Annotated in this window: 12 protein-coding genes; 2 read left to right on the forward strand and 10 right to left on the reverse strand. The window is 56.3% G+C overall.

Going from position 1 to position 12,542, the window contains the following annotated elements:
* Positions 1–259: 259 nt before the first annotated feature.
* From R6V78_RS01235 to rfbF, 4 genes are all read right to left on the reverse strand, one after another.
* On the reverse strand, positions 260–628 hold the full coding sequence (locus R6V78_RS01235; RefSeq protein ID WP_410287500.1) for a GxxExxY protein: 369 nt from the start codon (positions 626–628) through the stop codon (positions 260–262).
* Between the two features lie 299 nt (positions 629–927).
* A complete protein-coding gene (rfbC, locus tag R6V78_RS01240; RefSeq protein ID WP_410287501.1) occupies positions 928–1,461 on the reverse strand; it encodes a dTDP-4-dehydrorhamnose 3,5-epimerase in 534 nt (177 codons plus the stop codon).
* Between the two features lie 4 nt (positions 1,462–1,465).
* Positions 1,466–2,509 (reverse strand): NAD-dependent epimerase/dehydratase family protein, encoded by a 1,044-nt coding sequence (locus tag R6V78_RS01245; RefSeq protein ID WP_410287502.1) that lies wholly within the window; start codon positions 2,507–2,509, stop codon positions 1,466–1,468.
* A gap of 43 nt (positions 2,510–2,552) precedes the next feature.
* Positions 2,553–3,326 carry a glucose-1-phosphate cytidylyltransferase gene (rfbF, locus tag R6V78_RS01250; protein ID WP_410287503.1) on the reverse strand — a complete coding sequence of 258 codons (774 nt, stop codon included), beginning with the start codon at positions 3,324–3,326 and terminating at the stop codon, positions 2,553–2,555.
* Positions 3,327–3,490: 164 nt separating this feature from the next.
* Here rfbF and R6V78_RS01255 point away from each other — a divergent pair, with 164 nt between their 5' ends.
* Complete coding sequence (locus tag R6V78_RS01255; RefSeq protein WP_410287504.1) at positions 3,491–3,712, forward strand: hypothetical protein; 222 nt, start codon at positions 3,491–3,493, stop codon at positions 3,710–3,712.
* A 137-nt stretch (positions 3,713–3,849) separates the two neighbouring features.
* Positions 3,850–4,860 (forward strand): patatin-like phospholipase family protein, encoded by a 1,011-nt coding sequence (locus R6V78_RS01260; protein WP_410287505.1) that lies wholly within the window; start codon positions 3,850–3,852, stop codon positions 4,858–4,860.
* 82 nt (positions 4,861–4,942) lie between these two features.
* Here the strand turns inward: R6V78_RS01260 and R6V78_RS01265 are convergent, their stop codons facing one another.
* The 6 genes from R6V78_RS01265 to R6V78_RS01290 form a co-directional block, all read right to left on the reverse strand.
* Complete coding sequence (locus R6V78_RS01265) at positions 4,943–6,265, reverse strand: type II toxin-antitoxin system HipA family toxin (protein ID WP_410287506.1); 1,323 nt, start codon at positions 6,263–6,265, stop codon at positions 4,943–4,945.
* The gene (locus R6V78_RS01270; protein ID WP_410287507.1) at positions 6,266–6,511 is read right to left on the reverse strand and encodes a helix-turn-helix domain-containing protein; all 246 of its coding nucleotides are present in this window, start codon (positions 6,509–6,511) and stop codon (positions 6,266–6,268) included.
* Positions 6,512–6,653: 142 nt separating this feature from the next.
* On the reverse strand, positions 6,654–7,658 hold the full coding sequence (locus R6V78_RS01275) for an adenylate/guanylate cyclase domain-containing protein (protein WP_410287508.1): 1,005 nt from the start codon (positions 7,656–7,658) through the stop codon (positions 6,654–6,656).
* Positions 7,659–7,683: 25 nt separating this feature from the next.
* Positions 7,684–8,169 carry a hypothetical protein gene (locus R6V78_RS01280; RefSeq protein WP_410287509.1) on the reverse strand — a complete coding sequence of 162 codons (486 nt, stop codon included), beginning with the start codon at positions 8,167–8,169 and terminating at the stop codon, positions 7,684–7,686.
* A 185-nt stretch (positions 8,170–8,354) separates the two neighbouring features.
* Positions 8,355–11,510, reverse strand: coding sequence for an efflux RND transporter permease subunit (locus R6V78_RS01285; RefSeq protein WP_410287511.1), 3,156 nt, complete (start codon positions 11,508–11,510; stop codon positions 8,355–8,357).
* A partial coding sequence (locus R6V78_RS01290; protein ID WP_410287512.1) for an efflux RND transporter periplasmic adaptor subunit occupies positions 11,507–12,542 on the reverse strand: 1,036 nt, incomplete at its 5' end. The genes R6V78_RS01290 and R6V78_RS01285, both read right to left, overlap by 4 nt.

A 12,542-nucleotide genomic window follows, 5' to 3' on the forward strand; every position in this document is an offset into this window, starting at 1 on the left:
CTAATTCCTCTTTTTACCACGAAGATCAAGAAGGACTCGAAGGGGGCGCTTTGCGCGTTAGCATGTTCTTCTTCGTGACCTTCGTGTGCTTCGTGGTGGGGTTGGTGGCTTTTCATGTTTTCTTTTAACCATGAAGCGCACGAAGGGCTCGAAGGGGGTGCATTGCGCGTTAGCATGTTCTTCTTCGTGACCTTTGTGTGCTTCGTGGTGGGATTGGCAGCATTGCATGTTTTCTTTTTAACACGAAGAGCAAGACGTGTTAGATTACAAATCGCTTTAAGCCATCTTTCAGAAGGCGAACGTTGAAGTTGATCAGAAATCCTTGCTTGATACCGGCCAGTTTCATGTATGTCAGCAGTTGCGCTTCGTGTATCCCTTTCAGCGCGTCCACACTCTTCAACTCCAGGATGATCTCGTCTTCCACCAGTACATCTACCCGATAGCCACAGTCCAGGCGGACGCCCTTGAACGCCACTGGTAAAGGATGCTGGAGCTTGAAATCGATCCCGTTCAAGCTCAACTCGTGCGCCAGGCATTGTTCGTAGGTTGATTCCAACAGCCCGGGTCCCAACTCGCGATGAACCTCAATGGCACACCCGATGACTCGATTGGATAATTCGCTGAACAACCTTGGCCCTCTTTTTTTTTACAGCTTATCTTTTACCACGAAGGACACGAAGCGCACGAAGCGTTCGCACTGCGCGCGATAAAAAACTTTTCTTTCGCCCTTCTTCGTGTCCTTCGTGCTCTTCGTGGTGCGTTACTATCATTGCATGTTTTTCTTTTTACCACGAAGGACACGAAGCGCACGAAGGGGTTCGCACTGCGCGCGATAAAAAACTTTTCTTTTGCCCTTCTTCGTGTCTTTCGTGCTCTTCGTGGTGCGTTACTATCATTGCATGTTCTTCTTCATGTCCTTCATGCGCTTCATGGTGAAGGGAAATCCGGCCAGCTGGCATCCTTTTCCGAAATCACCTGCACGTCGATCGGCCATTGGATGCCGAATTGGGGATCGTTCCAGCGAATGCCGAGTTCCGAACCGGGTGCATAGAACTGCGAAACCAGGTAAGTGGCCTCGGTATCGTCCGTCAATGTTATAAAACCGTGCGCAAACTTTTGGGGAACGAACAACATTCTACCATTATCGGCAGTCAGGTCGGCGCCAATCCACTGTTTGTATGTCGTCGAATCCGGTCTCAGGTCGATAATCACATCGAAAAGCGCGCCTCTGGTGCATCTTACCAGCTTGGTCTCTTCGTATGGCGATTTCTGGTAATGCATGCCCCGCAGGGTGCCCCGGGTTTTACTTAAAGACATATTGCCCTGGGCGACATCGGAAATCAGTCCATGGGCCTCCAGCTCCTTCTGACAAAAGGTCCGTGCAAAAAAACCGCGGTCATCCTGGCGCCGCTCCAGTTCGATGATATAGGCCCCGTTTAATTTGGTTTCCTTGAAAATCATAAGTCTATTTCCACCTGAGGTCATTGCCCAAAAGGCCGTCAACCAGCAGTTGGTTGAGAACTTTCAGCCTGATTAATTTTGAATCCCTGAAATGGGTGTCGGTGAATGCCATGGCTTGGAGGCCTTCTCTCAATTCCGAGATTGCCGTGACCAGGGTGACCTGGGGCTGGTGATTCGGTGCCAATTCTTTAAAAAGATCGAAGTTGACGCGGTAGGACCGCTTGTCCGGCATGGCATCCGTGTTAATGGATACTTTTAAACCGGGGATTACCGAGGCGACGGCTTCAGCCAGATCCTTGACCTGGTAATTCCAATCGTTGCTGCCAACGTTGACCGACAGGCAGCGCCCTCCCGCATCGGCATCCCGATCGATGGCCCAATCAATCGCCCGGGCCATATCCTTCACATTGATCAGCGGTCGCCAGGGTGTTCCATCGCTTAAAATGGTTATCTCGCCCGAACTGATGGCGGCGGCGACAAAATCATTCAATACCAGGTCCAGCCGCAGCCGAGGGCTCATTCCGCAGGCAGTTGAAAACCTCAGGCAGGTGACCGTAAAATTTTCATCCGCGATCTCCTTTAACTCTCTTTCGGTAAAAACCTTGGATCGTGCGTAAGCCGTTAACGGGTTCAGCTGCGAGTCTTCTGTTTTGGGTGCGTCATCCGCTGAACCATACATGCTGCAGCTCGATGCAAAAACAAAACTTTTGGCCCCCCTGCGCTTGGCTTTTTTGGCAAGCTCGACACCGGCTTTGTAATTAACTTGAAGGGTGACATCTTCAAAGGTGTTGCCCATGGGGTCGTTGGATATGGCGGCCAGATTTACAATGGCATCGACACCATCCAAAATGTCTTCGGTAACCTTTCTTATGTCCTGAAAATATTGGATGTCGATATTGCATTCAGGCAGAATTGCGCTGTTGGTCAGGCAGTTCGCAAAGAACCCGAGATCGAGGCCGACCAGCGTTGCATCGGGTCGGGTTGACCGCAGCTGATTGACGACCAGCGGTCCAATGTAACCCATATTGCCGGTGATGAGTATTTTCATTCGATACTCCTTAAGTGTGGTTAAGGGGGCTGATGGTTGGTGTTCACCATGTCTTCCATGGCGCCTCACCCTTTTGCAGTAACTGTTCGAGGGTTGTTTTATCTCTCAACGTGTCCATGGGATGCCAGAACCCCATGTGCCGGTAGGCTGACAACATCCCGTCCTGGGCCAGTCTCTCCATGGGTTCCTGCTCCCAGACCGTTGAATCGTCCTTGATATAGTCCAGCACTTTCGGCTCCAGAACGAAAAAACCACCGTTAATCCAGGCACCGTCACCCTGGGGCTTTTCCTTGAAGGAGGGAATTTGGGTCTGGTCTTTATCTAAATTGAAGGCGCCGAAGCGACCCGGCGGTTTGACTGCAGTCAAGGTGGCCAGCGTTTTCTGGCGCTTATGGAAATCGATCAGTTCGCCGATGTTCAGATCTGACACACCGTCCCCGTATGTCAGGCAGAACGTTTCATCGCCGATGTATTTTCCGACCCGTTTCAAACGCCCGCCGGTCATCGAACTTTCGCCGGTATCCACAAGGGTCACCGTCCACGGCTCGGTGTCGTTTTGATGAACCTGCATATCGTTGTTGCGCAGATCAAAGGTTACGTCCGAGCGGTGAAGATAATAGTTGGCGAAGTATTCCTTGATCATGTGGCCCTTGTAACCCAGACAGATGATAAAATCGTTGATGCCATGGGCGGCGTATATTTTCATGATATGCCACAGGATCGGCCGATCGCCGATTTCCACCATGGGTTTGGGTCGAACACCGGTCTCCTCGGACAGTCTGGTTCCGAATCCTCCCGCTAGAATTACCGCTTTCATGATATGCCTCGCTCATAAAACTTCATACCGTTGAATAAAAAGCCAAACGCCCAATTAAAAATTTAAGCACCGGCTTGAACACCCAACGCCGGATATTGCAAAGCTCCGCTTCCTCAGTTACAGCGATGCGACGGCTGAGTTGGTGCTAAGCAGGCGGCCGACAGATGAAAAATCGCCTGCCTGCATTGAAAACCTTAATTTTAAAGGATGAATTTGTATCTGATTTTTTATCGGGTGTCAAAACACTTGCGCATGGCGGTTTGTTTTCATTCCCGTTCATCCCATGGCCCCAAAAACAATATCGTCCCTATCCCCAAATACAAAAGGCCTGTATAAAAAATATTTTCATAAATACTGCAAAAGTTATGCAAATTGCGAAAAATTAAATTAATAATAATTTCAAATAGTTAAACTTTGCAGGTCGGCTCCGCCTGCGCACTGATGCACAAAATAATTACAAATTGGGAAATCTTTTCCCTTCTTATCAAAACCCGTATATGCTGACGGCCAGCAGGAGACTTCAATGGAACCCAACCCCCGACTGGCTTCCGATCCACACACAGCAACCCACCGCAAAACCGTGGCCCTGGTGCTGGGCAGCGGCTCATCCCGCGGCTGGGCGCATATCGGCGCCATCGAAGCATTGGAGGAGGAGGGTATTCCCATCGACTTCATCTCCGGGTGCAGCATCGGCTCCTACGTGGGGGCCATCTACGCCAGCGGCAGCCTGGCCAGCCTCAGGGATTTCGTGGTCAGCATGGACGGCAAAAAGGTCTTCTCCTACTTCGATGTGGTCTTCCCGCGCTCCGGCCTGCTGGACGGCACCAAGAAGGTGGCCGAACTCTTCTCCATGCACACCCCCGTGCAGCGCTTTTCCGAACTGAACATCCCGGTGACGATGGTGGCCACCGACCTGCAGCGGGGTGAAAAGGTGGTGCTGCGATCGGGCAGCCTGCTCCAGGCCCTGCGGGCCACCATGAGCTTTCCGGGGCTTTTTGCCCCCGCCTGGGTCAAGGGGCGCTGGCTGGTGGACGGCGGCATCGTGGACCCGGTGCCGGTGGGGGTGGCCCGGGCCACGGAAGCCGACGTGGTCATCGCCGTGGACCTGAACAGCGGCATCACCTCACGCCGGATGAAACGACCGCAGGCAGCGCCTGCTGCCCCAACCGAGCTGGAAGATCCCAAATTCAAGAGCGAGCTCCTGGTCAAACTGGTCGACTACTGTGAGACCGCGGAGGCCACGTTCAAAAACAAAATCAACGGGTTGCTGGGTCGCGATGTCCATACGCCCGACATCATCGACACCGTCATGACCTCCATCAACATCATGCAGGAGCGCATCACGCGCATCAACCTGGCCGTGGATCCACCGGACGTCCTGGTCCAGCCCCGTCTGGGCGCGTTGAAGATGATGGATTTCGACCAGGTGGAACTGGCCATCGAGGAAGGCTACATCGGGGTCAAGGAAAAAATGGAAGATATCCGGGCCCTGCTGGAGATGCCCGGTCAGAAACCTGAAACAGACCAGCTATGAACGTCGAACGTCATGGGGGTGGATCTGATTACGGACACGGGGAGTGCTCAGGCAGGAAGGTGAGATACATAACAAGGAAGACTCAGCCTGGTTTCGACCGGGTCAATCGATCCCGGGCTTCCCGCATTCCATTGAAAACCGGACCGGCCACCTCCTCAGGGAATGCAGGCGGCAACTGCCCGGCGACCCCGGTGATCACGTCGTCCATTTTTGCCAGTGTACGGTCGATGATCGCCTCCATCTCGTCGGGGGGAAACCGGCAGGCCTTGGAGGTAGAAAGCCAGTGACGATATAAAATGGGCCACCAATGATAATGCCGCCTATTTCCCTGAATCGCCATGGCCATCTTCAGTTTGCGGTGTTCGAGCGGTTGGCTGCCGACCAGCGGGAAAGCCGACAGGATGTCGTAAAAAGGAGTGAGCCGGAAGCGTCCGCCCGGCAACAGAAAGATGCTGAAGTTTTTCGCATGCCCGTCGATGGCGGCCAACAGCCAGAACAGCAGGATAACTGTCATGAAGGTGCGCCGGTCCGAAAGACTTTCGCTCGAACCTAGAAGCACCTCCATGATACCGGCGATCCCGGGCCCGCCGTCGTTTTCGTATTTCAGGGCCGGCGGAATATTGAGCGCCTGGCACATGTCTTCCTGGGGCAGGCGCATCAACCAGGAACGATCCTCTGCCCAGAGACGATCGAAGCGTTCCACGACCAGCGCCTTCACATCATCAAAGGTGCGCATCTTTGCATTGGCAACGGGAATCCCGTACCCTTTCAGGATCAGGTGGCAGAGCCATTCATTCTCCACGCTGTCGGACAGGTCCATGCCGCTGTGTTGAAGGCGGCCGCTGGGCAGCTTGAAAATATGACTGGTCGGCGTTGCGCCCAAGGGAAGGTGCCATTGCCCGTTTAACCAGAGCAGGGCTGTTTTTTCCTGAGCTCCCGCGATTGATATGCGAAACGACTCTCCCTCCCGCATGCCAAGGGGCATGGTGGGGTAATTCCGCAGTATCTCGGCGATCTGGCTGTCCGTCATGGCCCGGGCATCGATCCGCTGAACTTCCGGAGGCATTTCATCGGGCGTGAGCTGCAGGGCCCCGACGCAATCTCTTCCGATATGCCACAGCAAATCAAAGCATTGGTTGCTGGAGGTACCGAATCTTGCCTGGATGCGGTTCCGGATCGGCTGGCTGTCCGGCAGCAGGTTGTCGAAAAAGTTTTCGACGCGATCCCCGGCATAGGTACTCCGGCTCAGCGGCAGGGATAGGGAGAGCGGGCGGCGATAGTCGGACGTCGTCCAATCCTGGCTGTAGGAGAATTCCAGCTTTCCGCTGGAATTACGGGTAAGGATGCCTACCTTCTGCCCGTTCATGGACACATACAGGTCTGCCGCTCGTCTTCGGCGCCCCATCTACCACACCTGCCGACCGTCTTCCGGACGCTGCCTGGGCTGAAGAACCAGTTCAAGGTCGAGGGCGGCCAGAAGCCGGAAGAGTGTATCCAAACGGGTTCCGCGCCCTCCCTGTTCAACCTTGGACACCGTGGTCTGATCGATGCCAACCGGTTTTCCGGCCGCTGCCTGAGTCAGACCCTTTATTTTACGGGCTTCTTTGATTGCTGCACCCAGACTTTCCAGGGAAACAACTCTCCGTATCATGGTGGCTCCTTGCGGTAACGCCTGGATTATGGCCGAAAGGTCATAAAATTTTTTTATTGTGAGCAAGCCATAAAGTGCCTTTATTGTCAAGCGGCTGTCCGACCCGCCCTTATTGGGTTGGTTTTAATAGATTCCATCGACTTTACTCCACGCACACAAACGGCTGCGCGACGATGCTGAACAGCTGCAGCGGTTCGCCGACCCCCTTGACGGTTGCCGGTGGCAGCGATTGCATGGCGACGCTGCGGTCGAGGCCCTTTCGCACGGCGGCGCTGATCAGGATGTCCGTGTCGAAATCCTTGTTCAGGGACTGGATCCGGGAGGCGATGTTTACCGTCTCACCCACCAGCGCATATGACAACCGGTGGTCGCTGCCGATGTTGGCGGCCACCACCTTGCCGGTGTGAATGCCGATGCCGTGCCGAAGCGTCGGAAATCCCTGGTTGGCCAGGTTGAGATTGACCTGGGACAGGCGCGTTCGCATGTCCAGGGCCGCATCGACGGCGTACTGCTGATGGTTTTCAAGCGCCACCGGCGCACCGAACACGGCTTCGATTTCGTCGCCGATAAACTGGATCACCAGGCCGTGATGGGCGTTGATGGCCTCGGCCATGGCCTTGAAATAGGTGTTGATGATCGTAACCACCTCCCGCGGGGGGGTAGTCTCAACCAGCCGCGTGAAATCCCTGAGGTCGGCAAAGAGCACCGTCACCTCCTTGAGTTCACCGCTCAGGGTCACCCGTCCCCCAAGGATTTCATCACGCACCGTCCGGGATACGTATTTCCCGAAGGTGTCATTCAGAAAATCCCGCTCCTGCTCCTGGCGGCGCTGGCGGTCGACCATCCATCCGGTGAGCAGCGCCATGAGGTTGAACCCGGCCACCTGAAGGACCACGACTGCCATGGAAATGCGGCCGGAACTGATGTTGTGGTAAAAAAAATGGGCGTAAACGATGCTGGCGGCAACGGCGGTGACCAGGGCGGTCCTGAGGCCAAACCACAGCCCGGCCAGAACGATGGGGAAGAAAAACAGGTCCCTGTGCAGGATGTGGGTGCCCAGGAACCCGTGGATGGGCAGGTGGTGAACCACCGCCACCGCAGCCAGAAGAAAAATAATGACGCTAATTTTAATGCGTTTGATGTTCATGGGCATACAGGTTCATGTACACGACCTATTGCATGTGCTCATACCAGAACTTGAACACCTGCTTTTCATCCTGGTTTTTAAGCAGGCAGATCACGCCGTATTTCCCCGGCTCCTTGAAGGTGAAGTTGCCTGCCAGAACCCCGTTGAAGTTTTTCAGGGTACTCTCCTGTTCGGTCTTGTCCGGGGCGATCACCTTGATTTTGCCGACGGCATTTTTGATGGGCGCCCCGCCGTCGGCCGCCTTGAGGTCAACCATGATGTGGTGGGTTTCCCCCTTTTCCGAGGTCATGTTCATGCTGGCCAGGCTCATCACCTGGAACTGGGCATCGATGCCCCCTTCGGTTGCCTCGTGCTTGAAGGTGCCGCCCATGCCGGTGTGATCCATCTGCTGGCCCGACTGCATATCGTGCCCGCTGCCGGAGCCGTGACTGTCGTGCGACTGCATGGCAAGGGCCGCAGCGGCCGTCAGGGCGAAGATAACTGCCGAAATAAATATTGTCCGTTTTTTCATGTTCATTCCTCCAGGGTTGATGAACCCGTAAAAAGTCACAAACAGTGTCACTCCCCGCGGAGGCGGGAGTCTATAACTATCTGAATCTTATGGATCCCCGCCTTCGCGAGGATGACAATAAACCTGAAATTTCGACTTTTTACGGAACCATCAGGTTTGAATAAATGCCGCCAGTTTGGCGGCGGTTAAGAAAGCTGGCTCCTGGCGGCTGACTCCTGGATCCCTTGGGCTTCATGGTCCTCCGGCAGCCCCCACCCCTTCCAGATCCCATAGAGGACGGGAACCACGATCAGGGTCAGAACCGTTGCGCTGACCATGCCGCCCACCATGGGTGCGGCGATGCGCTTCATCAACTCGGACCCGGTTCCGTGGCCCCACATGATGGGCATCAGGCCGGCCATGGTGGAAATCACGGTCATCATCTTGGGCCGCACCCGCATGACCGCACCCTCCTCGATGGCCTGATTGAGATGACGCCGGTCGAACCGGTCGCCAAGGGTTTGCTTGAACCTGCGGTAGGAAATATCCAGATAGACCAGCATGACCACCCCGGTTTCGGCCGCGACGCCGGCCAGGGCGATAAATCCCACACCCACCGCCACACTCATGTTGTAGCCCAGCAGATACATCAGCCAGAACCCGCCGGTGAGGGAAAACGGTACACTGAGCATCACGATCAGGCTTTCGGTCATGTTTTTGAAATTGAGGTAGAGCAGCAAAAAAATGATCAGCAGCGTCATGGGGACCACGATCATCAGACGCTTTTCAGCCCGAAGCATGTATTCATACTGACCGCTCCACAGCAGGCTGTAACCCGGCGGCAGATCGATTTGCTCCTGGACGGCCTGGCGGGCGGCCTTGACATAGGTCCCCACATCGATGCCGGTCAGGTCCACATACACATAGGCGCTGTTGCGGGCATTCTCGCTTTTGATCACCGGCGGCCCCTTGACGACGCGGATATCGGCCAGCTGGGCGATGGGCACCTGGGCGCCGGTGGGGGCAGACACCAGAATGCGGCGCAACTTCTCCGGTGTGTCGCGCAGTTCGCTGCCGTAGCGCAGGTTGACGGGGTAGCGTTCCAGCCCCTCGACGGTTCGGGTGATGTTCATCCCCCCCACGGCAGTCATGATGATGTCCTGCACGTCGCCCACGGTGAGTCCGTAGCGGGCAGCCTCTGCCCGCCGGATCTCGAAGTCCAGGAAATTGCCGCCGGTGACCCGCTCGGCATAGACGCTCAGGGTTCCCGGCACGCCGCGGATGACGGCCTCGACCTTTTCCCCGATATCGGAAAGGACCTGCAGGTCCTCTCCCATGATCTTGATGCCCACCGGCGTCTTGATGCCGGTGGAAAGCATATCGATGCGGGTCTTGATCGGCATGGTCCAGGCGTTGGTCAGGCCCGGATACTGGATGGCCTTGTCCAGCTCATCAACCAGCTGCTCCATGGTCATTCCCGGCCGCCACTGGGATTCGGGCTTGAGCATGATGGTGGTTTCGATCATGCTCAGCGGTGCCGGGTCCGTGGCGCTTTCCGCCCGTCCGATCTTGCCGAACACGTTGGCCACCTCGGGAAAAGCAGCGATTATGCGGTCGGTCTGCTGGAGCAGTTCCTTGGCCTTGGTGATGGAGATCCCCGGCAGGGTCGTGGGCATGTAAAGCAGATCCCCCTCGTTCAAGGGGGGCATGAATTCAGACCCCATGCGCTGGATCGGGATCCAGGTAAGCGCCAGAATCACCACTGCGGCAGCGAGCACCATGACTTTTCTCCTGAGCACCACCTTGATGATGGGATGGTAGGCCCAGATCAGAAACCGATTGACCGGGTTTTCATTTTCGGGGCGTATCTTTCCCCGGATCAGATAGCCCATGAGTATGGGTACGATGGTGACGGCCAGGAGCGCGGCACCCAGCATGGCGTAGGTTTTGGTGAACGCCAGGGGCCGGAAAAGCCTGCCTTCCTGCGCTTCGAGGGTAAAAACCGGCAGAAAACTCACGGCGATGATCAGCAGGGAGAAGAACAGCGCCGGGCCCACTTCCCTGGCAGCGTTGCTGATCAACTCCCAATGGGGTTTTTTTCCGCCTTCATTTTCGATGTGCTTGTGGGCGTTTTCGATCATGACAATGGCGCCGTCGACCATGGCGCCGATGGCGATGGCGATGCCGCCCAGGCTCATGATGTTGGCGTTGATCCCCTGGCCGTACATGATGATGAAACTGATCAGGACACTCATCGGCAGGGTGAAGATGATCACCAGGGCGCTGCGGAAATGGAAGAGAAAAACCATGCACACGATGGCCACGATGATGCTTTCCTCGATCAGGGTGCGCTTGAGGTTGTCAATGGCGCGCAGGATAAGCGCTGACCGGTCGTAGACCGTCTTGATGCGAACCCCTTCGGGCAGGCCGGACTTGAGTTCCTCCAGGCGCCGTTTGACGTTGTCGATCACCTGCAGGGCGTTTTCGCCGAAGCGCATGACCACAACGCCGCCAACCACCTCACCCTGGCCATTGTCATCGGCAAGGCCGCGCCGCAGTTCGGGACCGATCGTCACGGTGGCCACATTGCGCAGCAGGACGGGAATCCCGCGGTCATCCACCGCCAGCGGAATGGTATTCAGATCCTCGATGCCCTTGATATAGCCAAGCCCCCTGACCATGAACTCGGTTTCGCCCATCTCGACCAGCCGGCCGCCCACGTCATTGTTGCTGCGCTGGATGGCCATGCGGATTTTCTGGATGGAAATGTTGTAGGCGCGAAGCTTATTGGGGTCCACCACCACCTGGTATTGCTTGACATAACCGCCGATGGAGGCCACCTCGGAAACCCCCGCCACACTGGCCAGTTCGTAGCGCAGGAACCAGTCCTGGATCGAGCGCAGCTGGGACAGGTCGTGGCGGTCGCTGGTGAGCGTATATTCATAAACCCACCCCACGCCGGTGGCATCGGGACCCAGGGAGGGGGCAACCCCCTGGGGCAGCCGGCCGGAGACAACGTTGAGGTACTCCAGCACCCGGCTGCGTGCCCAGTAGAGATCGGTGCCGTCCTCGAAAATGATATAGACGAACGAGAGGCCGAAAAAGGAGTATCCCCGCACCGTCTTGGCAAAGGGGACCGAGAGCATGGCGGTGGTCAGCGGATAGGTGACCTGGTCTTCCACCACCTGGGGAGCCTGGCCGGCAAATTCGGTCAGAATAATCACCTGCACGTCCGAAAGGTCGGGAATCGCATCCAGGGGGGTATGGACGATGGCATAAATACCGGCGGCAATCACGGATAGGGTGGCCAGAATCACCAGAAACTTGTTGCGCAGGGACAGCTCGATGATTTTTTCGATCATGGCTTGACTTCCTCTTCAGGGGAGGGCATGGCGGCAGAACCATCCGAATCCATGGTCATGCCGCCCATGTCCAGATCATCGTCCGCCATGTTCAGGCTTTCCATATCCAGGTCGTCGCCAGCGCCGTCCCCCCCTTGACGGCGAACCTCAAGCATCTTGGCGATGGCTTCCTTCAAGCGGCTCTCCGAATCGAACAGAAACTGACCGGAGAGCACGATCTCATCGCCCTCTTCAAGGCCGTCGATCACTTCGAACGTATAGTCGTTGCCTTCGACGCCCAGGGTAACCTCCCTGGGCTCGAATTTGCCCTTGCCTCTGGAGACGAAGACCCGTTTGCGCACACCGCTGTCAATCACCGCCTCCTGGGGCACCACCAGCCGCTCGCCGGGCAGGGTGTTGTGCAGGTAAACGTTGGCGTACATTCCCGGCTTGAGGTTGTCGTCCGGATTGGGAAAGGAGAGCCGCAGCCGGGCCGTACGGGTCTTGGGATCCAGGTAGGGGTAAATAAAGAGCACTTCGCCGGAATAGCGTTTGCCGGGGGTGTAGGCCAGGTCCATTTCGGCGGGCATGCCCTTGTGGACCCAGGGCAGTTCGTACTCGTAGATGTCCACATCCACCCACACGGTGGACAGGTCGGCGATTTCATACTGGTGCTCGCCGGCTTTGACATAGTGCCCTTTCAGAGCGGCTTTCTTGATCACCACACCGGAGGCCGGCGAGAAGATCGTGATCGTTTTCTGGATCTCGCCGGCAGCCTCCAAATGGGCAATCTGTTCATCGGTGAGGTCCCAGTAGGCCAGGCGGGTGCGCGAGGCATCCAGAAGTCGGTTGTCGCCCTTGCGGGCAGTACCGTTGAGCCCCTTCTGTTGCTGAAGGGCGATGAGGTACTCCTGCTGGGCGGTGAGCAGATCCGGGCTGTAGATGTCGAACAGGGGCTGCCCCTTTTCCACCCGTTCCCCCAGAAAATCCACGTGGAGCGTTTCGATCCAGCCGTTGAACTTGGTGTTGACCGAGTAGAGACCGGTTTCATCG

This window comes from Desulfosarcina sp., assembly GCF_046496365.1.
In the GTDB taxonomy this organism is placed as follows: Bacteria; Desulfobacterota; Desulfobacteria; order Desulfobacterales; family Desulfosarcinaceae; genus Desulfosarcina.